The 21,262-nt window shown below is 72.8% G+C and carries 19 protein-coding genes and 1 pseudogene; 8 read left to right on the top strand and 12 right to left on the bottom strand.

Going from position 1 to position 21,262, the window contains the following annotated elements; translation table 11 throughout:
- Positions 1-196, bottom strand: a pseudogene (locus AB0A94_RS06900) (cytochrome ubiquinol oxidase subunit I); the annotation flags it as partial.
- The gene (gene coxB / locus AB0A94_RS06895) at positions 193-1,152 is read right to left on the bottom strand and encodes a cytochrome c oxidase subunit II (RefSeq protein WP_361739888.1); all 960 of its coding nucleotides are present in this window, start codon (positions 1,150-1,152) and stop codon (positions 193-195) included. The gene coxB and the pseudogene AB0A94_RS06900, both read right to left, overlap by 4 nt.
- Before the next feature lie 301 nt (positions 1,153-1,453).
- Here coxB and AB0A94_RS06890 point away from each other — a divergent pair, with 301 nt between their 5' ends.
- Positions 1,454-2,842 (top strand): aminotransferase class V-fold PLP-dependent enzyme, encoded by a 1,389-nt coding sequence (locus tag AB0A94_RS06890; RefSeq protein WP_361739885.1) that lies wholly within the window; start codon positions 1,454-1,456, stop codon positions 2,840-2,842.
- A gap of 86 nt (positions 2,843-2,928) precedes the next feature.
- On the opposite strand, the gene AB0A94_RS06885 is transcribed toward AB0A94_RS06890, so the two are convergent.
- Positions 2,929-3,903 (bottom strand): carbohydrate kinase family protein, encoded by a 975-nt coding sequence (locus AB0A94_RS06885; protein WP_361739882.1) that lies wholly within the window; start codon positions 3,901-3,903, stop codon positions 2,929-2,931.
- Between the two features lie 129 nt (positions 3,904-4,032).
- On the opposite strand from AB0A94_RS06885, the gene AB0A94_RS06880 reads away from it, so the two are divergent.
- On the top strand, positions 4,033-4,242 hold the full coding sequence (locus AB0A94_RS06880) for a hypothetical protein (RefSeq protein WP_361739879.1): 210 nt from the start codon (positions 4,033-4,035) through the stop codon (positions 4,240-4,242).
- Between the two features lie 163 nt (positions 4,243-4,405).
- Positions 4,406-6,223, top strand: coding sequence for a hypothetical protein (locus tag AB0A94_RS06875; RefSeq protein WP_361739877.1), 1,818 nt, complete (start codon positions 4,406-4,408; stop codon positions 6,221-6,223).
- An 83-nt stretch (positions 6,224-6,306) separates the two neighbouring features.
- Here the strand turns inward: AB0A94_RS06875 and AB0A94_RS06870 are convergent, their stop codons facing one another.
- On the bottom strand, positions 6,307-6,663 hold the full coding sequence (locus AB0A94_RS06870; RefSeq protein ID WP_030582488.1) for an iron-sulfur cluster assembly accessory protein: 357 nt from the start codon (positions 6,661-6,663) through the stop codon (positions 6,307-6,309).
- Positions 6,664-6,950: 287 nt separating this feature from the next.
- On the opposite strand from AB0A94_RS06870, the gene nadA reads away from it, so the two are divergent.
- Positions 6,951-8,135: a quinolinate synthase NadA gene (gene nadA / locus AB0A94_RS06865; protein WP_361739873.1), complete on the top strand. Its 1,185-nt coding sequence runs from the start codon at positions 6,951-6,953 to the stop codon at positions 8,133-8,135.
- 62 nt (positions 8,136-8,197) lie between these two features.
- Here the strand turns inward: nadA and AB0A94_RS06860 are convergent, their stop codons facing one another.
- The 5 genes from AB0A94_RS06860 to AB0A94_RS06840 all read right to left on the bottom strand — a co-directional run bounded on the left by AB0A94_RS06860 (position 8,198) and on the right by AB0A94_RS06840 (position 14,771).
- Positions 8,198-11,314: an efflux RND transporter permease subunit gene (locus AB0A94_RS06860; protein ID WP_361739870.1), complete on the bottom strand. Its 3,117-nt coding sequence runs from the start codon at positions 11,312-11,314 to the stop codon at positions 8,198-8,200.
- 164 nt (positions 11,315-11,478) lie between these two features.
- Positions 11,479-12,162 (bottom strand): response regulator transcription factor, encoded by a 684-nt coding sequence (locus AB0A94_RS06855; RefSeq protein ID WP_361739867.1) that lies wholly within the window; start codon positions 12,160-12,162, stop codon positions 11,479-11,481.
- Between the two features lie 22 nt (positions 12,163-12,184).
- Positions 12,185-13,408: a sensor histidine kinase gene (locus AB0A94_RS06850; protein WP_361739864.1), complete on the bottom strand. Its 1,224-nt coding sequence runs from the start codon at positions 13,406-13,408 to the stop codon at positions 12,185-12,187.
- A 253-nt stretch (positions 13,409-13,661) separates the two neighbouring features.
- Positions 13,662-13,946: a hypothetical protein gene (locus AB0A94_RS06845; RefSeq protein WP_361739861.1), complete on the bottom strand. Its 285-nt coding sequence runs from the start codon at positions 13,944-13,946 to the stop codon at positions 13,662-13,664.
- A gap of 39 nt (positions 13,947-13,985) precedes the next feature.
- Positions 13,986-14,771: a PspA/IM30 family protein gene (locus AB0A94_RS06840; RefSeq protein ID WP_361739859.1), complete on the bottom strand. Its 786-nt coding sequence runs from the start codon at positions 14,769-14,771 to the stop codon at positions 13,986-13,988.
- Positions 14,772-14,999: 228 nt separating this feature from the next.
- Here AB0A94_RS06840 and AB0A94_RS06835 point away from each other — a divergent pair, with 228 nt between their 5' ends.
- The gene (locus AB0A94_RS06835; RefSeq protein ID WP_361739856.1) at positions 15,000-15,677 is read left to right on the top strand and encodes a DUF3043 domain-containing protein; all 678 of its coding nucleotides are present in this window, start codon (positions 15,000-15,002) and stop codon (positions 15,675-15,677) included.
- 83 nt (positions 15,678-15,760) lie between these two features.
- Complete coding sequence (locus tag AB0A94_RS06830) at positions 15,761-16,429, top strand: methyltransferase domain-containing protein (protein WP_361739853.1); 669 nt, start codon at positions 15,761-15,763, stop codon at positions 16,427-16,429.
- A 139-nt stretch (positions 16,430-16,568) separates the two neighbouring features.
- Here the strand turns inward: AB0A94_RS06830 and AB0A94_RS06825 are convergent, their stop codons facing one another.
- Entirely contained in the window at positions 16,569-16,805 is a 237-nt protein-coding gene (locus AB0A94_RS06825) for a hypothetical protein (protein WP_361739850.1), read from the bottom strand.
- Positions 16,806-16,889: 84 nt separating this feature from the next.
- Here AB0A94_RS06825 and AB0A94_RS06820 point away from each other — a divergent pair, with 84 nt between their 5' ends.
- The gene (locus AB0A94_RS06820) at positions 16,890-18,089 is read left to right on the top strand and encodes a bifunctional adenosylcobinamide kinase/adenosylcobinamide-phosphate guanylyltransferase (protein WP_361739848.1); all 1,200 of its coding nucleotides are present in this window, start codon (positions 16,890-16,892) and stop codon (positions 18,087-18,089) included.
- 15 nt (positions 18,090-18,104) lie between these two features.
- Here AB0A94_RS06820 and AB0A94_RS06815 read toward each other — a convergent pair whose 3' ends face one another.
- Positions 18,105-19,154, bottom strand: a complete 1,050-nt coding sequence (locus AB0A94_RS06815) for a class I SAM-dependent methyltransferase (protein ID WP_361739845.1) — start codon at positions 19,152-19,154, stop codon at positions 18,105-18,107.
- A 219-nt stretch (positions 19,155-19,373) separates the two neighbouring features.
- Between AB0A94_RS06815 and cobT the strand changes: the two genes are divergently transcribed.
- Positions 19,374-20,450, top strand: coding sequence for a nicotinate-nucleotide--dimethylbenzimidazole phosphoribosyltransferase (cobT, locus tag AB0A94_RS06810; protein ID WP_361739842.1), 1,077 nt, complete (start codon positions 19,374-19,376; stop codon positions 20,448-20,450).
- Positions 20,451-20,471: 21 nt separating this feature from the next.
- Here the strand turns inward: cobT and AB0A94_RS06805 are convergent, their stop codons facing one another.
- Complete coding sequence (locus AB0A94_RS06805) at positions 20,472-21,233, bottom strand: hypothetical protein (RefSeq protein WP_361739839.1); 762 nt, start codon at positions 21,231-21,233, stop codon at positions 20,472-20,474.
- Between the last annotated feature and the right edge of the window lie 29 nt (positions 21,234-21,262).

The raw sequence follows: 21,262 nt of genomic DNA, 5'->3' as shown, positions 1-21,262 counted from the left end.
TCACCAGGGCCATGACGCCACCGATGATGAAGAACACGAACGACGTCACCAGATACAGCGTGCCGATCGTCTTGTGGTCCGTGGTCGTCAGCCACTTGACGATGACGTTGCCACGGCTCTGGCGCCTGACCGGCAGCTCGTCCTCGTAGTGGGACCCTGGTGCCGCGGCACCCTGGGATTCGTTGAGGATGCTCACAGGATGTTCGCCTCCCGGTTCTTCTCGTGCTCCGTCTGCTCGATGCCGGCGGGCACGTAACCGGTCTGCCCCTTCTTCACGAGGTCCTTCAGGTGCTGCTCGTAGCGCTCGGGGGAGACGACCTTCACGTTGAACAGCATCCGGGAGTGGTCGACGCCGCAGAGCTCGGCGCACTTGCCGAGGAAGGTGCCCTCACGGTTGGGGGTCACCTCGAAGGCGTTGGGGTGGCCCGGGATGACGTCCTGCTTCATCAGGAACGGCACCACCCAGAAGGAGTGGATGACATCACGCGAGGTCAGCACGAAGCGGACCCGCTTGCCCTCGGGCAGCCACAGGGTGGGGCCCGGGTTGTTGGTCTGCGGGTTACGGGTACCGGGGACGCCGCAGTCGTAGACGCCGCCGGCATCGGCCGGGAAGGCTTTCTTGTAGCGCTCCGGGACCGACTCCAGTTCCTTGGACGTCTTGGCGTCGCCCGTGGAACCTTCGACGTTCTCGACGTAGTTGAAGCACCAGCTCCACTGGAAGCCGACCACGTTGACGGTGACGTCGGGCTTCTTCTCGAGCCTCAGCAGTTCGGATTCGTCACGCGCGGTGAAGTAGAAGAACACCGAGACGATGATGAGCGGAACCACCGTGTACAGCGCCTCGATGGGCATGTTGTAACGGGTCTGCGGAGGAACCTCCACCTTGGTGCGGCTGCGCCGGTGGAAGAAAGCACTCCACAGGATCAGGCCCCACACCAGCACGCCGACGACGAGCGCGGCGGCCCAGGATCCCTGCCACAGGGAGAGGATCCGCGGAGCCTCTTCCGTGGTGGGGGTGGGCATACCAAGGCGGGGGAAGTCCTCCCATGTGCAACCGGTGGCGGTCGCCAGGACCAGGCCCGCGGTCAGTGCCTGCAGCAGCTTCCGCCGCATCGGGCGCCGCGGCGAGCGGTCGGAGCCGTTGGGACTCACGTAGCGCCTTCCCGAGAGTCTCGCCCGCGCGGATTGGCTGCGGCCTGCCTTCTCGCTGGTCGGTCGCCGCCCTGCGTCGGGCAGGGGTTTGGATGTTTATGCGGACCAAACCCTAGCCGACGCCCTCCGGGGGGTCGCGGGGAGGGGTGCCGTACGCGCCGCGGGTTACACCGGGCGCCTCATCATCCGGGGGTACGGGCCGTCTCGCGGCCGCCGCTCCGTCGTGGCCGGTCGCGCCCACGCGGCGGATCCGCACGGGGAAAACAGCCCCGCACCCCCTCGGGGCGCTTAGCGTTGGGGTGTGTCCTACTTCGATGCCGCTTCCGGTGCTCCCCTTCATCCCGTAGCCCGGCAGGCCCTGATGGCCTCCCTCGACGAGGGGTGGGCGGACCCGGCGCGGTTGTACCGGGAGGGGCGGCGCGCCCGGCTGCTGCTGGACGCCGCGCGGGAGGCGGCCGCGGAGGCGGTGGGGTGCCGGCCGGACGAGCTGGTGTTCACGTCGTCCGGCACCCGGGCGGTGCACTCCGGGATCGCGGGGGCGCTGGCCGGGCGGCGGCGCGTCGGACGTCACCTGATCGTGTCCGCGGTCGAACACTCTTCTGTGCTCCATGCGGCGGAAGTTCACCAGGCCGACGGAGGATCGGTCAGCGAGGTCGCGGTGGAGCGCACGGGAGCCGTGAGCCCGTCCGGGTACGCGGACGCCCTGCGGCCGGACACCGCGCTGGCGTGTCTGCAGTCGGCCAACCACGAGGTGGGGACCGTGCAGCCGGTGGCCGGGGTGGCCGAGGCCTGCCGGGCGGCGGGGGTGCCGCTGCTGGTGGACGCGGCCCAGTCGCTGGGCTGGGGGCCGGTGGAGGGCGACTGGTCGCTGCTGGCCGCGAGCGCGCACAAGTGGGGCGGGCCGTCGGGGACCGGACTGCTCGTCGTACGGAAAGGGGTGCGGTTCGCGCCCCAGGGGCCGCGGGACGAACGGGAGTCGGGGCGGGCGGCCGGGTTCGAGAACCTGCCGGCGATCGTGGCGGCGGCGGCTTCGCTGCGGGCGGTGCGGGCGGAGGCGGCCGAGGAGGCGGTACGGCTGCGGGAACTGACGGAGCGGATCCGGGCGCGGGTGCCGCGGCTGGTGCCGGACGTGGAGGTGGTCGGGGACCCGGAGCGGCGGCTGCCCGGGATCGTCACCTTCTCCTGTCTCTACGTCGACGGGGAGACACTGCTGCACGAGCTGGACCGGGCCGGCTTCTCCGTCTCGTCCGGGTCGTCCTGCACGAGCAGCACGCTGACGCCGAGCCACGTGCTGAGGGCGATGGGCGTGCTCAGCGAGGGCAACATCCGCCTCTCGCTGCCACCGGGGACGCGGGAGGAGGACGTCGAGCGCTTCCTGTCCGTCCTGCCGGAGGTGGTGGCGGGGGTGCGGGAGAAGCTCGGCGCGCCGGTGTCCGCCGGCCCCGTTCCCACGGAGGAGGGGGACGAGGCCCTGGTGGTGGACGCCGTGGGCCGGCGGTGCCCGATCCCGGTCATCGAACTGGCCAAGGTCATCGGAGACGTCCCCCTGGGTGGCACGGTCCGCGTCCTGGCCGACGACGAGGCGGCCCGCCTGGACATCCCGGCCTGGTGCGAGATGCGCGGCCAGGAGTACGTGGGCGAGGAACCGGCGGACCGGGGAACGGCCTACGTGGTCCGCCGGGTCGACTGACCCGCCCAGGGGCGCGGGACCGTCGCGCACCTGGGCGGCTCTGCCGCGCGGGTGCGACCGACCCCGTCCGCCCGCACCCGGCGGCCTCAGCTCAGGTGGCCCCGGACCTCGTCCGCGGCCTCGTCCCCGTACGCCTTGGTGAAGCGCTCCATGAAGTGCCCCCGGCGCAGCCGGTACTCCTGCGTGCCCACGGTCTCGATGACCAGCGTCGCCAGCATGCAGCCCACCTGCGCCGCCCGCTCCAGTGAGACCCCCCACGCGAGTCCCGACAGGAACCCCGCGCGGAAGGCGTCGCCGACGCCCGTCGGATCGGCCTTGCGCTCCTCGTCGGGGCAGCCGACCTCGATCGTCTCCTCGCCGGCCCGCTCGATGCGGACCCCGCGCGAGCCGAGGGTGGTGACACGGTGGCCGACCTTGCCGAGGATCTCCGCGTCGCTCCAGCCGGTCTTCGTCTCGATGAGCCCCTTCTCGTACTCGTTGGAGAAGAGGTAGGTCGCCCCGTCCAGCAGGATCCGGATCTCCTCGCCGTCCATCCGGGCGATCTGCTGGGAGAAGTCGGCGGCGAACGGGATGCCGCGGGAGCGGCACTCCTCGGTGTGCCGGAGCATCGCCTCGGGGTCGTCGGCGCCGATGGAGACCAGGTCGAGGCCGCCCACGCGGTCGGCGACGGTCTTCAGCTCGATGAGGCGGGCCTCGCTCATCGCGCCCGTGTAGAAGGAGCCGATCTGGTTGTGGTCGGCGTCCGTGGTGCACACGAAGCGGGCGGTGTGCAGGGTGTCGGAGATGCGGACGGACTCGGTGTCGACGCCGTGCCGGTCCAGCCAGGCCCGGTATTCGTCGAAGTCGAAGCCGGCGGCTCCGACGAGGATCGGGCGGGTACCGAGCTGACCCATCCCGAAGGCGATGTTCGCGCCCACGCCGCCCCTGCGCACGTCGAGGTTGTCGACCAGGAAGGACAGCGAGACCGTGTGCAGCTGGTCCGCGACGAACTGGTCGGCGAAGCGCCCGGGGAAGGTCATGAGGTGGTCGGTGGCGATGGAGCCGGTGACTGCGATGCGCACGGCGTGGATTCTCCTGAGGGAGGCGGGTTGACACTTCACGCTACCGGTTGACGAGGACTCGCAGAAGCGGGCAAAACTACCCGATAGTAGATCTTTCTTCGTGACCTTCCCCGTGCATACGGTGCCGACATGACGAACCTCAGGGTCCACGCCCCCGCCCCGGCAGACCTCGAAGGCGGCCTGGCGTCGCTGCGCGGCGACTGCGCCCGGATGGTCCCCCACTGGGCGGTCCCGGACCGGGGGGCCGCCCCGCCGGTCCCCCCGTCCTCGATCCGCGGCGTGACCGTGCCGTCCGGGTCGGCACGGCTGCTGGACGCGATGTCGGAGTACGGCGACTGAGCCGGCGCCGGCCGGTCCGGCACTCCGGGGGGAACCGCGCGCTCCCCCGCTGCGTCCCATCGCTGTCCCCCGTAAAGGGGATGCGGGATACGACCCACGAGCAGTCCCGGTGCGGCCGGGAAGGGTCTTTCCGGGACAGCTGCGCAGCCGAAGGAGCGATGCGGTGAACACCGAGCGACCCGACAACGACGACGCCGAGGCGCGCCCTGCTTCCGGCGGCACGCGCGACACCGGGGGCGCTTCGGGTGACGACGGGAAGACGGACGCCGCGACCGCCGGGGCCCGCCCCGGGGCGCCCGAGCCCGCCGGGGCAGGCGAGCCCGCCGAGCAGAGCGAACCCACCAGGGCCCGCGAACCCGCCGAGCAGACCGGACCCACCGGGACCCGCGAACCCGCCGAGCAGACCGGACCCACCGCGGAATCCGAGCCCGCCCCGGAATCCGAGCCCGCCGCGGAGGCCGAGCCGGACTCCGGCGGGGGTGGGGCCCTCGTCGGGGACCGCCCCGTCGGCGGCCGCCCCTCCGGGGAGGAGCACCCCGACGGTCCGGCGGCGGGCCGACGGCGTTCCCCCGCGCTGATCGCCTCCGTCGCGGCCGCCGTGCTGCTGGTGGGCGGCGGTGGCGCCTACCTCGCCGCCGGTGTCTCGGGCGGTTCGGGAGACGGTGCGGCTCCTGGCGTGAACGGGGACGCCACTCCCCCGCCGCTCGCCCTCGACGGTCCCTCCGAGGACGCCGCGAACGGCATCGCACCCGGCGAGCCCAATCCCTACGGCGCCGTCTACCGCGCGGACGGCCCGCTCCCGGACGGTCCCGGTTCGGCGCCGGTGTACCGCGTCCGGGGGCAGATCACCCAGGGGCAGGTGGTCACGCTGGCGAAGGCCCTCGGGCTCGACGGGAAGCCGGTCGCGGAGGGCGGGGACTGGCGGATCGGCGGCCAGGACGGCTCCGGGCCCACGCTGCGGGTGGACCGGGACGCTCCGGGCGCCTGGACCTTCAGCCGGCACGCCCCGGGCACCGACAACTGCAAGGGGAACGTGTGCAAGGCGCCCCCCGTCGGCGGCCCCACGGTGAGTGAGGAGGTCGCGAAGAAGGCCGCCGCTCCCGTCTTCAAGGCGGTGGGCCAGGACGACGCCAAGTACGACGCGAGCGGGTCCGCCGGCGCCTTCCGGGTGGTGAACGCCGACCCCGAGGTCGGCGGGCTGCCGACCCACGGCTGGACGACCTCGGTGACGGTCGACGCGGCCGGCGAGGTGGCCGGCGGCAGCGGCCGGCTCGCGGAGCCGGTGAAGGGGGACACGTACCCCGTGGTGAGCGCCCGGAAGGCGCTGGACCTGATGAACGCGGCGCCGCGCTCCGACGGACGCGCCGGCATCGGCGGCTGTGCCAGCCCCGTACCGCTGGACGAGGAGCGGGAGGCGGCCCCGTGCGGAACCCCGGGCACCCTGCCGGACCAGGACACGATCACGGTCGAGAAGGCGGTGTTCGGGCTGGCCGCGCACAGCGTGGACGGCCGGCCGGCCCTGGTGCCGTCCTGGCTGTTCGAGGTGGTGCCGGCCGACGCGCGGGGCACGCTCACCGTGACGCACCCCGCGGTGGACCCGCGGTACATCGCCTCGGAGACCCGGTCGGGGGAGGCCAGTCCCGCGCCTTCCGGGCCCGGTGACGAGCCGACCGCGGCACCGTCCACCCGTGAGGTGGACGTCGAGGGCTACACCGCCGAGGGCGACGAGCTGACCGTGACCTTCACGGGCGGGGTGTGCGCCGACTACGAGGCGACGGCGAGCGAGAACGGCGACCGGGTGACGGTGCGGGTGACCGAGGCGCCCTGGCCGGACAAGGTGTGCATCCTGATCGCCAAGCAGTACCAGCAGACGGTGCGGCTGGACGCGCCGCTCGGCGACCGCGAGGTCGTGGGCACGGACGGCGAGCCGGTTCCGCTGCGGAAGGACGGCGCCCGGCTGCCGGCACCGCCCACCCGGTAGTCCGGGGAAGAAGCCCGAAGGCGGCGGCCCTCCCGGAGAGGGCCGCCGCCTTCGTCATGTGCCGTCCGGTGGGGGAACCCGGCTCAGCTGAAGGAGTCGCCGCAGGCGCAGGAGCCGGTGGCGTTGGGGTTGTCGATCGTGAAGCCCTGCTTCTCGATGGTGTCGACGAAGTCGATGGACGCGCCGCCCAGGTACGGGGCGCTCATGCGGTCGGTGACGACCTTGACGCCGCCGAAGTCCTTGACGACGTCGCCGTCGAGGGAGCGCTCGTCGAAGAAGAGCTGGTAGCGCAGGCCGGAGCAGCCACCGGGCTGGACGGCGACACGCAGGGCCAGGTCGTCACGGCCTTCCTGGTCGAGCAGGGCCTTGACCTTCGCCGCGGCGGCGTCGGACAGGATGATGCCGTCGGTGACGGTGCTGGTCTCGTCCGATACGGACATCTACATCTCTCCCGGGTTGTACGGAGACTGCTTGCCGACGGTTGCAACCGCCGGGGCCGCGGATTCATTCCGGGCCGGGCGCGCGGTTTCCCCGGCTCCCTCCTCATGCTCGCACACGCCGTGCCGAGCGAAAACCGGCCCTTGTGGGGATCTTCCGGGAATGGATCGGCACCCGCCGGGATTCACGTCACATGGACGCTATGGCCGTCGTCAAAGTGACGTGAACCGGTTATGATAGATAGCGTCATTTCGACGAAAAGTCGCCAGAAACAGAAAGGGTGCGTGTCGTGACCACCGCCCAGATCCAGGAGCTCGACGTACAGCCGACGCCCCTCGCCCTGCTGCTGCTCGGCCGTGAGGCCGACCCGAGGAGCGAGCGCGGTGTGGAGTGTCCCGGTGACCTCCCCTCGCCGTCCGACCCGGACCTGGTGGAGCGTGCCCGCGCGGCCAAGGAGAAGCTCGGGGACAAGGTCTTCGTGCTCGGCCACCACTACCAGCGCGACGAGGTCATCCAGTTCGCCGACGTCACGGGCGACTCCTTCAAGCTGGCCCGCGACGCGGCCGCGCGCCCGCAGGCCGAGTACATCGTGTTCTGCGGTGTGCACTTCATGGCCGAGTCCGCGGACATCCTCACCGGTGACGACCAGAAGGTGGTCCTGCCCGACCTGGCGGCCGGCTGCTCCATGGCCGACATGGCCACCGCCGAGCAGGTCGCCGAGTGCTGGGACGTGCTGACCGAGGCGGGCGTGGCCGGGCAGGTCGTCCCCGTCTCGTACATGAACTCCTCCGCCGACATCAAGGCCTTCACGGGCAAGCACGGCGGCACCATCTGCACCTCCTCCAACGCGAAGCGGGCCCTGGACTGGGCGTTCGAGCAGGGCGAGAAGGTCCTCTTCCTCCCCGACCAGCACCTCGGCCGCAACACGGCGGTGCGGGACATGGGGATGTCCCTGGAGGACTGCGTCGTCTACAACCCGCACAAGCCGAACGGCGGGCTGACGGCGGACGAGCTGCGCGCCGCGAAGATGATCCTGTGGCGGGGCCACTGCTCGGTGCACGGCCGGTTCAGCCTGGACTCGGTCGACGACGTGCGCGAGCGCATCCCGGGCGTGAACGTCCTGGTCCACCCCGAGTGCAGGCACGAGGTCGTGGCCGCCGCGGACTACGTCGGCTCGACCGAGTACATCATCAAGACGCTGGAGGCGGCCCCGGCCGGCTCCAAGTGGGCCATCGGCACGGAGCTGAACCTGGTCCGCCGCCTGGCGAACCGATTCGCCCCCGAGGGCAAGGAGATCGTCTTCCTCGACAAGACGGTCTGCTTCTGCTCCACGATGAACCGCATCGACCTGCCGCACCTGGTGTGGGCGCTCGAGTCCCTCGCCGAGGGCAACCTGGTCAACCGCATCGAGGTGGACAAGGAGACGGAGGCGTTCGCGAAGCTGGCGCTGGAGCGGATGCTGGCGCTGCCGTAGGGCCACACGTGAAGGGGCGCCCCGTGCAGGCACGGGGCGCCCCTTCGTCGTGCGGACGGACGTCAGACCTGGGCCGGCTTCGGTTCCTGGGAAGGCTCCGGCCGCGCGGACGTGCCCTTCTTCGCGGCCCGCTTCTTCGCGCGGCGCTCCTTGCGGAGCTCCAGCATCGCGTAGAGCGTCGGGACCAGCAGCAGGGTGAGCAGCGTCGACGTGATCAGACCGCCGATCACCACCACGGCCAGCGGCTGGGCGATGAAGCCGCCCTCGCCGGTGACGCCCAGGGCCATCGGGAGCAGGGCGAAGATGGTCGCCAGGGCCGTCATCAGGATCGGCCGCAGACGGTGGCGGCCGCCCTCCAGCACGGCCTCGACGACGCCGTAACCCTGCTTGCGGTACTGGTTGATCAGGTCGATCAGCACGATCGCGTTGGTGACCACGATGCCGATCAGCATCAGCATGCCGATCATCGCCGGGACGCCCATCGGGGTGCCCGTGACCAGCAGCAGGCCGATGGCGCCGGTCGCCGCGAACGGGATGGACACCAGCAGGATCAGCGGCTGGGCGAGCGACCGGAAGGTGCCGACCAGCAGCATGAAGACGATCGCGATCGCGGCCAGCATCGCCAGGCCCAGGTTGGCGAACGCGTCGTCCTGGTCCTCGGTCACACCGCCGATCTCCGCCGTCGCGCCCGCGGGCAGCGTCAGCGCGTCGATCTTCTGCTGGAGGTCCGTGCCCACGGCGCCGGTGTTGTCACCGGTCGGCTTCGCGGTGATGGTGGCCGCGCGCTGACCGTCGATCCGGGTCATGGAGACGGGACCGTCCACGACCTCCACGGTGGCGACGTCGCTCAGCTTCACCGGGCCCAGGCGCAGGTCCTTCAGCTCGGCCACGGTGGTGGCCGGCTCGGCCGAGCGGATGACGACGTCGCGCTCGGTGTCGTCGAGGACCGCCTTGGCGGCCGGGGTGCCCTTCACCGCCAGGGAGACGGCCGCGCCGAGGGTCTGGTCGTCGAAACCGGCCTCGGCGGCCTTGTCGTTGGCCTTCACCGAGACGCGGGGCACGCTCTGCGCCAGGTCGCTGGTGACGTCCGTGACGTCGTCCAGGGAGGCCACCGCCTCGCGGACCTGGTCCGCCGCCTTGCGCAGCGCCTGCGCGTCGGCCGCCTTGACGACGACGCTCAGGTCCTGGCTGCCGAAGCCGTCACCGGCCGCGATGGTGGTGGTGCCGACGCCGTCGAGCTTCTCCAGGCCCTTCTCGACACTGTCCTGCACGTCCTCGGAGGACGCGTCGTCCTCCAGCATCACCTGGTACGTCGCCTGGTTGGTGTCCGTGCCGCCGCCGAAGGCCGCCATGAAGCCGGACGAGCCGATCGTGACCTGGTAGTCCTTGACGCCCTCGGTGTCACCGAGCAGCTTCTCGATCTTCTTGGCCCGGTCGTCGGTGGCGGCCAGGCTGGTGCCGGGCTCCAGCTCCTGCCGGACGGTGAGGACCTGCTGCTCGCCCGCGTCGAAGAAGTTCGTCTTCAGCAGCGGCGCCATGGCGAAGGTGGCGATCAGCACGACGACCGCGATCGCCACGCTGGTGAGCCGGCGCCGGGTGGCGAAGCGCAGCACGGGGACGTAGAGGCGCTGGAGACGGCTCTTCGCCTCCTTCTCCTCCGCGATCCGGCGCGCCTCCTCGGCGTCCTCCGGGGTGCCCTTCGGGGGCCGCAGGAACCAGTACGACAGGACGGGCACGACCGTCAGCGACACCAGCAGGGACGCCAGCAGCGCCGCCGTGACGGTGAGGCTGAAGGAGCCGAACAGCTCGCCCACCATGCCGCCGACCAGGCCGATCGGCAGGAACACGGCGACCGTGGTGAGCGTCGAGGACGTCACCGCGCCCGCCACCTCACGCACCGCGTTCATGATCGCCGACTGGCGCTCCTCGCCGTAGCCGAGGTGCCGCTTGATGTTCTCCAGGACCACGATCGAGTCGTCCACGACCCGGCCGATGGCGATGGTCAGCGCGCCCAGCGTCAGCATGTTCAGCGACAGGTCGCGCGTCCACAGCACGATCAGGGCGAGGACCACGGACAGCGGGATGGAGACCGCCGTGACGAGGGTCGAGCGGACCGACGCCAGGAAGACCAGGATCACCAGCACGGCGAAGAGCAGACCGAGCGCGCCCTCGGTGGTCAGGCCGTCGATGGCCTGGGAGACCGCCGGGCCCTGGTCGCTGACGACGGTGAGGGTGGCCCCGTCGCCGAGGTCCTCGCGCAGGTCCGGCAGCTTCTCCTCGACCGCCTCCGAGATGGCGACCGCGCTGCCGTCGTGGTCCATGGTCGCCATCACGGCGAGGCTGGGCTCGCCGTTGGTCCGGGTGAGGGAGTCGGTCCTGGCCTCCTCCTCCTCGACCGTGGCGACGTCGCCGAGGCGGACCGGCTTCCCCTTGCCGGACTCGCCGGTGACCCTCAGGTCCTCGATCTGCCGCAGCGAGGTGAAGCCGCCGCCGACCTGGACGGTGCGGTTGGCGCCGTCCTCGTCGAAGGAGCCGGCCGGGACGGTCGCCCCGCCCGCCTGGAGGGCCGCGGACAGCGACTGGGCGGTGAGACCGGCCTTCGCCAGCTTCGCGTCGTCGGGGGTGACGGTGACCTGGACGTCGCGCACGCCGTCCACGGTGACCTGGCCGACGCCGTCGATGTCCTCCAGCGCCGGCACCACCGTGCGGTCGAGCTGGTCGGCGAGCGCCTGCTGGTCCTTGCCGGAGGTGACGGCGAGCACCACGGTCGGGATGTCGTCCGTGGAACCGGCGACGACCTGCGGGTCGACGTCGTCCGGGAGGCGGGCGCCGGCCCGGTTGACGGCCTGCTGGACGTCGGCGACGAGCTGCTGGGTGTCGTTGCCGTAGTCGAAGGACGCCATGATCAGGGCGTTGCCCTCGCTCGCCGTCGAGGTGAGGCCGGAGATGGCGTCGACGGCCTCCAGGCTGTCCTCGATGGGTTCGACGACCTGCTTCTCCACCACGTCCGGGGAGGCGCCCTGGTACGGGGCGATCACGGACACCATGGGCAGTTCGATGGTGGGCAGCAGCTGCTGTTTGAGCTGGGGTATCGCGATCGCCCCGAAGACGAGCGCGATGATCGACATCAGTCCGATCAGCGCCCGTTGCGCGAGGCTGAATCTGGACAGCCAGGACATGGTCAGGGTCTCTTTTCCGTGGAGCGGCAGAAGTCCGGCAAGCGGGCGCGCGCACAAGTGAGCGCCCGCTCTACACCCTGAGCCATCGGCGGGGGGCGATCCGTAGACCCGAGGTCCAATTCCTTACCCGGCGCATACTCCCGCCGCAGTACGCCCCGTGGAGCTCACTCCACCCTCGGACGGACCAGCCCCGACTCGTAGGCGATGACCACCAGCTGGGCCCGGTCGCGGGCGCCCAGCTTGGCCATGGCCCGGTTGACGTGGGTCTTCACCGTGAGGGGGCTGACCTCCAGGCGTTCGGCGATCTCGTCGTTGGAGTGGCCGCCGGCGACCTGGACCAGCACCTCGCGCTCGCGCACGGTGAGCGTCTCGAGCCGCTCGGCGCGGGCCGGGTCGTGGTCGGCCCCGGACGGGCCCTCCTGGGCGAGGAAGCGGGCGATCAGGCCCTTGGTGGCCACCGGGGACAGCAGGGCCTCTCCCCCGGCCGCGATCCGGATGGCGTTCAGCATCTCGTCGGGTTCGGAGCCCTTGCCGAGGAAGCCGGAGGCACCGGCCCGCAGCGACTGCACCACGTAGTCGTCGACCTCGAAGGTCGTCAGGATCACCACCCGGACCCCCGCGAGCTCCGGGTCCGCGCTGATCAGGCGGGTGGCGGCGAGTCCGTCGGTGCCGGGCATCCGGATGTCCATGAGGACGACGTCGGCGCGCTGTTCCCGGGCCAGCCGGACCGCCTCCGCGCCGTCGGACGCCTCGCCCACCACCTCCATGTCCGGCTCGGAGTCGACGAGCACCCGGAAGGCGCTGCGCAGCAGTGCCTGGTCGTCGGCGAGCAGGACACGGATCGTCATACGGGCTCCAACGGGGGGAGGGTCAGGGGCTGTTGTCCCGGGCGGCGGACGTGCGGGTCTCGACGGGCAGGATCGCATGGACGCGGAACCCGCCGCCGTAGCGGGGGCCGGTGGTGAGGGTGCCGCGCAGCGCGGTGACGCGTTCGCGCATGCCGAGCAGTCCGTGCCCGCCGCCGGGGGTGTGGTCCCGGTTCTCGCCGGTGCCGTCGTCGAGGACGGTGATCTCGATGTGGGGTCCGACGCGTACGACGCTGACCTCGGCCCGCGCGTCGGTGCCGGCGTGCTTCTGCACGTTGGTCAGGGCCTCCTGGATGATCCGGTACGCGGCCAGGTCGACGGCGGCGGGGAGGTCGGTGTCCTCGTCGCCGCGGGCGACCTCGACGCGCAGTCCGGCGCTGCGGAAGGTGCCGACGAGGTCGTCGAGGCGGTCCAGTCCTGGCGCGGGCTCGGTGGGGGCCTCCGGGTCGCCGGACTGGCGCAGCAGGCCGACGGTGGCCCGCAGTTCGCCGAGCGCGGAGCGGCTGGCCTCACGGACGTGGGCGAGGGCCTCCTTGGCCTGGTCGGGCCGCTTGTCCATGACGTGGGCGGCGACCCCGGCCTGGACGTTGACCAGGGCGATGTGGTGGGCGACCACGTCGTGCAGATCACGGGCGATGCGCAGGCGCTCCTCGGCGACGCGGCGGCGGGCCTCCTCCTCGCGGGTGCGCTCGGCCCGTTCGGCGCGTTCCCGGATGGCCTGGACGAAGGCGCGGCGGCTGCGGACGGCGTCCCCGGCGGTGGCGCCGATGCCGGTCCAGGCGAAGATCGCCAGGTTCTCCTGGGCGTACCAGGGCAGGGGGCCGGCCGCCATCGCGGCACCGGTGAGGACGGTCGTGGTGAGCAGACCGATGCGCCAGGTGGTGGAGCGGTCGGTGGTGGAGGCGACGGTGTAGAGCGCGATCACGGCGCACATGGCGACGGGGGTGCGGGGGTCGCCGGTGACGGACTCCGCGACGGAGAGGCCGCCGGCGAGGGCGAGGACCGTACGGGGGGCGCGGCGGCGGAAGACCAGCGCCGCGGCGCCGAGGGTCATGAGGACGAGGCTGAGCGGGTCGGGGGTGCGCAGGCCCCAGGTGACGCCCTCGGGACCGTGGGGGTCGGCGAAGGAGCCGGCGACCATGCATATGAGGACGCCTGCGGCGAGGGCCGCGTCCAGCGCGAAGGGGTGTGCCTGGGCTCGGCACCGGGCGCGGGTCAGGGTGCTCACGGGGTTCACCGTAGCCGGGGGTGCTTCGGCCGGGTGGGGTCGCGCAGCCCGGCGTTCACGGGGTGCCTCCCCCACTCTCGACTTCGCTCGAGCGGGGGGACCCCATGAGCGGGAGGTGCCCCCGTCGCCCACCCTCGGCTGCGCTCAGTCGGGGGACCCCCATCGCCCTGGGGGTACCTCCCAGGCCCTTGAGGCACAGGGGGAGGCACGACTGCCCGCAGTGACGGCGGCGCTGCGGCGCGGCTGCCCGCGGCTATGTCGTTCCGGGGATCAGGCCGTCGTCGCTCAGGAGGTCCTGGACCTCCTCGAGCGTCGCGTCCGGGGACGGGAGGATCAGGTCGGAGGGCTCCAGGGAGTCGTCCGGCAGGGGCTCGCCGAGTTCGTGGACCTTGGCGAGCAGCGCCTTGAGGGTGGCGCGGAAGCCAGGCCCGTCGCCGTTCTCCATCTCGGCGAGCAGTTCCTCGTCCAGTGTGTTCAGGTCGGCGAGCCGGTCCTCGGCCAGCGTCACCTGCCCCTCCCCCATGATCCGTACGATCATGTCGCCCTCCTCGGCGTGGGCCCCTGCCGCCGTCGGTGCCTACTGCTTGTCGAAGCGGGGGGTGTCCTGCGGCTGCTGCTGGGACTGCTGCCGGCCGTTGCCGCCCTCGATGGCCTGCTGCCCGCCGGAGGTGCCCCCGGCCAGCTCGGCCTTCATGCGCTGCAGTTCCAGCTCTACATCCGTACCACCGGAGAGCCGGTCCAGCTCGGCCTGGATGTCGTCCTTGTGCATGCCGGAGGGGTCGTCCAGGGCGCCGGAGGCGAGCAGCTCGTCGATCGCGCCGGCCCGCGCCTGGAGCTGGGCGGTCTTGTCCTCGGCCCGCTGGATCGCCAGCCCGACGTCGCCCATCTCCTCGGAGATGCCCGAGAAGGCCTCGCCGATCCGGGTCTGCGCCTGGGCGGCGGTGTACGTGGCCTTGATGGTCTCCTTCTTGGTGCGGAAGGCGTCCACCTTGGCCTGGAGGCGCTGCGCCGCGAGGGTGAGCTTCTCCTCCTCGCCCTGGAGCGTGGCGTGCTGGGTCTCCAGGTCCGTCACCTGCTGCTGGAGCGCGGCGCGGCGGGAGAGGGCCTCGCGGGCCAGGTCCTCGCGGCCGAGCGCGAGCGCCTTGCGGCCCTGGTCCTCCAGCTTGCCCGACTGGGACTGCAGCTGGTTGAGCTGGAGCTCCAGACGCTTGCGCGAGGTGGCCACGTCGGCGACGCCGCGGCGGACCTTCTGGAGCAGCTCCAGCTGCTTCTGGTACGAGTAATCGAGGGTCTCGCGCGGGTCCTCGGCCCTGTCGAGGGCCTTGTTCGCCTTCGCGCGGAAGATCATCCCCATACGCTTCATGACACCGCTCATGGGCTTCGCGCGCCCCCTTCTGACCGACTCCAGCTCCAGCACCTGCGACAGAACCCACAGTACGGGCCCCGCATCCATTACCGCACTGTTCGGGGACGGATGCGCTCATCCCCAAGGACGACTGAGTACCCTCCCGATCCGGCGTAGGGAGTAGGTGCTCCCCGGGGCCGGCCGGCCGGACCACCCGGAGACCCCCACAACGTCCCCTCTGTCCTTTTGGAGACGTCCGGTGTTGCCGGATCGTTCCCCACGGGGCTGGGGTCCAACCCCGGGCACCCCGTACCCTTGGGTTTTGTGTTCCGTAGCCGTGCCAAGGAAGAGAAGGCATCCGCCGCCGACGACGCGACGGTGACCGACTCCAAGCAGACCCGTCACCCGGAGGCCCCCAAGGGCCGCCCCACGCCCAAGCGGAGCGTGGCCCAGTCGCAGCGTCGCAGCGTCGCCAACACGACGATGACGCGCAAGGAGGCCGCCAAGCGGCAGCGTGAGGAGCGCCGTGCCGCGCTGGAGCGTCAGCGCCAGGCGCTGGCCAGCGGTGACGAGCGCTATCTGCCCGCCCGAGACAAGGGGCCGGTGCGCCGGTTCGCGCGCGACTTCGTGGACGCGCGGTTCAACATCGCGGAGTACTTCCTGCCGATGGCCGTGATCATCCTGGTGCTGAGCATGATCCAGGTGCCGCAGCTGCAGAACGCCGCGCTGCTGCTGTGGCTCGCGGTGATCGTGATGATCGTCCTCGACTCGGTCGTGACCGGGTTCCGGCTGAAGAAGCGGCTGGCGGAGCGCTTCCCCGCCGACAACCGGCGCGGCGCGGTGGCCTACGCGCTGATGCGCTCGCTCCAGATGCGCCGGCTGCGGCTGCCCAAGCCCCAGGTCAAGCGCGGGGAGCGGCCCTGAGCACCACGCCGCTGACGGACGGAGCGGTCCCGGGCCCGCCGAGCGGGCCCGGCGGGCTGCGCGACGTCGTCCGGGAGGAGCTGGTGGCCCGCCAGCTGGAGGAACAGATAGTCGGGCGCTTCCCGGTCGGACGGCGACTGCGGGTGCTCGACGTCGGCATGGGCCGGGGGACGCAGGCGCTGCGGCTGGCCCGGGCCGGCCACCAGGTGACCGGCGTCGAGCAGGACGCGGCGATGATCGCCGCCGCGCGGGAGGCGTTCGCCGGGGAGCCGGAGGGCATCCGGGAGCGGATGCGGATCGTCGAGGGCCACGCCGGGGACACCGGTGTGCATTTCCTGCCGGGCAGCTTCGACGTCGTGTTGTGCCATGGGGTGCTCATGGACGTCGAGGAGCCGGACGCGCTGCTTGCGGGGGTGGCCCGGATGCTCGCGCCCGGGGGCATGCTGTCCCTGCTGGTGCGCAACGGCGACGCGCCGGCGATGCGGCCCGGCCTGTCCGGCGACTGGGCCGGGGCGCTGGCGGGCTTCTGCACGACGGCGTACGGGCTGAAGAGGCTGACGTCGACGCTCGCAGGGATCGGGGCGCCGTTGCACACCTGGTACGGGGTGCGGGTCTTCACCGACACCGCGGCGGACGACGCGTGTCTGCCGGCCGACCTGGACACGCTGCTGACGGTCGAGGACCGGGCCGGCCGCACGGACCCCTACCGGGGGGTCGCCGCCCTGTTGCACCTGTGCGGGGTCCGGGGCTGAGACCCCGGCCCCGGACGGCAGAACACCCTCCTCGCCCCCGGGCCCCCTTCGCGCCCACGCGGCGGAGCCTCGTGCCGGCACAGCCCCGCGCCCCCGAAGGGACGCGGGGAACCGCGCGAGCAACCACCGTCCCGAGGGCTCACGCCTCTTCCGCGCCCGCCTCCGCCTCCGCCTCCGCGTGCAGGCTCATCGGGCCGTAGATCTCCGTCGTGTCCTCCAGCAGCCGCACCTGGTCGGCGCCGCCCTCCGCGAGGGCTTTCCAGTTCTCCCCGATCCAGGACTCGGCGTCCCCCTGTGTGGAGAACTCCTCCGGCGTCACCGCGGGCTCGACCTGCGTCCCGTCGGTCTTCTCGAACCGCCACGTCCATGCCGCCATGTACGCCTCCCAAGAGTGTGATCACACCGGGCCCAAAGCCTAGTCGGACGGGCAGTCACCGTGGGGACGGGTGAAAATCGGGGCGTGGAACTGACTCTGCTCGGCACCGGTGCCCCGGCGGGACTGCCCCGCCCCGACTGTCCCTGCGCCGCGTGCGCGTCCGCGCTCGGCGCGGACGCGCGGGCGGCCACCTCGCTGCTCGTGGACGGGGCACTGCTGCTCGACCTCACGCCGGGCACCGCGCTCGCGGCCGCCCGCGCGGGCCGTTCGCTGGGCGGTGTGCGCCAGGTGCTGCTGTCGCACCCGCACGACGGCCCCGCTCTCGAGGTGCCGGCCGGGCTGCCGCAGCCGGGACGGGTGCCGGACGGGCGGGAGTTGGCGCTGCTGACGGGGCATCGGGTGCGGGCGGTGGCGCTGGACGCGCCCGGCACCGGGTACGCGGTGACCGGTCCGGACGGGCAGCGGCTGCTGTACCTGCCGCCGGGCGGGGCGCCGGCCGGTCTCGAGGAGCCGGCCGAGCCGTACGCCATGGTGCTGCTGGACGTCGTGGGGCGGCCGGACGCGCTGGCGAGGCTGCGGGAGGCGGGGGCGGTGGGCCCGGCCACGGATGTCGTCGCCGTCCACCTGGACCACGACGTGCCGCCGGGCGCCGAGTCGCGGCGGCGGCTCGCGGCGGCCGGGGCGCGCGCCGTGCCGGACGGGACCGCGCTGGAGGTGGGCGCCTACGAGGACGTGCCCGACGTCCCGCGGCGGACGCTGGTGCTGGGCGGGGCGCGTTCGGGCAAGTCGGTGGAGGCCGAGCGGCGGCTGGAGTCGTTCCCGGAGGTGCTGTACGTGGCGACCGGCGGGACGCGGGGCGGGGACACCGAGTGGGCGGCGCGGGTGACGGCGCACCAGGAGCGGCGGCCGGGGGCGTGGCGGACCGTCGAGACGTGCGATCTGGTGCCGCTGCTGGAGGACGACGGGCCGCCGCTGCTGGTCGACTGTCTGTCGCTGTGGCTGACGGACGCGATGGACGCCGTGGGGGCGTGGGACGACGCGGAGTGGGCGGACGGCGGGGAACGGGCGCTGCGGGACCGGACGCGGGAGCTGACGGACGCGGTGCGCGGGACACGGCGGACGGTGGTCGCCGTGTCCAACGAGGTCGGCTCGGGCATCGTGCCCGCGACCGCGTCCGGCCGCCGGTACCGGGACGAACTCGGGCGGCTGAACGCGGCGTTCGCGCGGGAGTGCGAGCAGGTGCTGCTGGTGGTGGCGGGACAGGCGGTCGTGCTGCGGGGATGAGGCCCCGGGGCGGCCCTACGGTCGCGGCTTGCGCGCGATGATCCGGTAGGCGTTGGCGAACGGGGTGTGGCGCACCACGGGCGCCAGGGCCAGGTCCGCCACCGCCGCCGCGACCACCAGCGGGGTGCCCGCGCGGAGCAGCACCGTGCGCAGGTGCCGCTGGAACGGGGTCGGCGGGACGGCACGCCAGGGGGTGTCCGGGGCGGGCAGCGCGTGGGAGAGGGCGAGGGCGGCCAGTCCTGCCAGGTCGTGCGGTACGTGCCCGGCGCGGTGTCCGGCGGTGACGATGGCGCAGCCGCGCCCCTCGAGCTCCGCGCGGAGGTTGCGCAGGGGCAGCAGGTGCAGCCGGCGGGGCTGGTCGTAGGGCAGCCACCAGCGGCCGAACAGGGTGGCGAAGGCGCAGCGCGGGTCCAGGGTCTCGATGAGCAGATGGCCGCCGGGGCGCAGGGCGTCGAGGGCCGCGTGGAGTTCCGCGCGGGGGTCGGTGGTGTGTTCCAGGTGGTGCAGCAGGCTGACGACGTCGTAGCGGCCGGCCAGCCGGGCCATGACCTGCGGGTCGGTCGGCGACCCGACGTGGGCCTCCTCGACGCGGCCGAGGCCGCGGGCCCGCTCGACGCGCGCGGTGGGGTCGGTGCCGTCGAAGGCGGTGTACGGGAAGAACTCCCGCGCGGTCAGCGGGAAGCGGGCGAGGCCGGTGCCGACGTCCAGCCAGCTCTCCGGTTCGCCGAAGGGGAGCATCGCGCGGGCCGCGCCCCGGCGGCGGTGCCGGGCGGCGGGCAGCGCGAGGACGCGTTCGGTGGCGGGGTCGCGGGGGGCGTCGCGCACGGTCCGCCGGTAGGAGGCGAGGCCCTCGGCGGTGAGACGGGGGTTCTGGAAGGTGTGGCCGCAGTCCCGGCACTCGTCGACGGTGAACAGGCCCGGCCGGTGCCGGCGCAGATCGCCCGTTCTCAGCCGGTTGCGCAACCGCGCGGAACCGCACCAGGGGCAGTCCGCGCGGCGCGGCTCGTGGACCCGGGCGGAGCCGTGGGGGGCGGGGACCGCGCGGGCTGGGTCGGTTGGGGACATGGGCGGCTCCCGGCGTGAGGGCGTACGGCCTCGGGTGGGGCGACGTACGGGACAGGTGGGGCGGACGGATGGATGTCCGGCGATCCACGGCAAAACGTTACGGACGGGAGGGCGTCAGGGGGCGGAACGGCGCCGGGGCGGCGTGGTGGGGGTGAGGCTCCGCACGCCCGGCTGACCGGTGCGCCGTCGTGTTCGACCGGGGCCGGTACTGTTCGGCGAATGAGCTCGCTTAATCTCGACGACTTCACCGATCTGATCGAGCGTCCGGACGGCGGGGTGCGCCGTGACGCGGAGGCGCGCCGGGAGCGCCAGGTCGTGCCGCCCGGATCGCTGGGCCGCCTGGACGACCTGGGTGAGTGGCTGGCGGCGGCGCAGTCCGCGGTGCCGGTGCGACCGGTCGAACGGCCGCGGGTCGTGCTGTTCGCCGGTGATCACGGCATCGCCGAGCTGGGTGTCTCCGCGCGGGGGGCGGGCAGTGCCGTGGAGTTGGTGCGGGACGTCCTGGCGGGCGGCCGCCCGGTGTCCGTGCTCGCCCGGCGGCAGGGGGTGCCGGTGCGGGTGGTCGACATGTCCCTGGACTGCGATCCGGAATCGCTGCCCGAGGACGTCGTACGGCACCGGGTGCGGCGGGGCAGCGGGCGCATCGACACCGAGGACGCGCTGACCCTTCAGGAGGCGGAGGCGGCGTTCCGCGCGGGGATGGCCGTGGCCGACGAGGAGGCCGACTCCGGTACGGACCTGGTGGTGCTCGGCGATGTGAGCGTGGGCGGGACCACGGCGGCGGGCGTGCTGGTGGCCGCGCTGTGCGGGACGGACGCGTCGGTGGTGACCGGGCGCGGGGGGCTGGCGATCGACGACCTGGCGTGGATGCGCAAGTGTGCGGCGATCCGTGACGCGTTGCGGCGGGCGCGACCGGTGCTGGGTGACCAGTTGCGGTTGCTGGCGACGGTCGGCGGGGCGGACCTCGCCGCGATGACGGGGTTCCTGTTGCAGGCGGCGGTGCGGAAGATGCCGGTCGTGCTGGACGGGGTGGTGACGGCGGCGTGTGCGCTGGTGGCGCAGCGGGTGGCGTTCCGGGCACCGGACTGGTGGGTGGCGGCGCACGACAGCGGGGAGCCTGGGCAGGCGAAGGCGCTGGACCGGATGGCGCTGGACCCCGTGCTGTCGCACGGGGTCAGGGTCGGGGAGGGGGTGGGCGGTCTGCTGGCGCTGCCCCTCGTCCAGGCGGCGGCGGCTCTGGCGGCGGAGCTGCCGGAAGAACCGGCGAAGCCGGAGGCTCCGGCTTCGCCGGAGTGACGGGGCGGAAAAGACTTCGGGTCAGTCCCGTTCCGGGGGACGCGGCGTGGGGTCCGGTGTGCCGCCGAGCCAGTTCTCGACGGCCCGGCGCGGGCCGGACCAGCGGCGGTCGTGGCGGTAGGCGCGCAGGATCGCCCGGGCCCGCGCGCGAGGGCGGTGGCGGTAGAAACGCCGGGCCCACGGCGACTCCGGGCGCGCCAGCCGCAGCGAGCCGATCAGGGCGACGGCCGGAACGATCACGCCGAAGACGGCGAGGCGCGCCTTGCCCTTGCTCAGGGCGATCAGCGCGAACAGGAAGTTCACCCCCACGCTCGCGGCGGCGCCCACGCGGTTCTGGAGCTCCTCCTGGGACAGGTCGTTGACGCCGAACGGCGCGAACCCCGCCAGCAGCAGGCCGACCAGCGCGGCGGTGAGCACGACCGCCTCGACGCTCTTGCGGCCGGCCTCGGTCCAGTACACGTCGTCGAGGTGCAGGACGAGCGCGAACTCGTCCAGGACCAGCCCCGCGCCGATGCCGAAGAGCACCGCGGCGAAGGCGGAACCCATCCCCTCCCCGCCGCTCGCCACCGAGCCGAAGCCGCCGACGACCGTGAGGACGACACCGGGCACGACGTGGTGGATGTGCAGTTCGCCCGCCGTGACGTTGCCGAAGGGCCCCCTGCCGGCCCGGATCAGACGGGTGACGGCCCGGGTGATCACGAAGGTGAGGACGAAGGCGGCGAGCGCGAGGAGCAGCGGAAGCTTGCCCGGCTCGATGATGTTCCGATCCAGCCAATGTCCCATATGCGCACTTTAATCATGGTGGCCGCGGA

Source organism: Streptomyces sp. NPDC044984 (assembly GCF_040646935.1).
In the GTDB taxonomy this organism is placed as follows: Bacteria; Actinomycetota; Actinomycetes; order Streptomycetales; family Streptomycetaceae; genus Streptomyces.
Note: the sequence above shows the minus strand (reverse complement) of the source record. Positions and strands in the feature narration are given on the sequence as shown.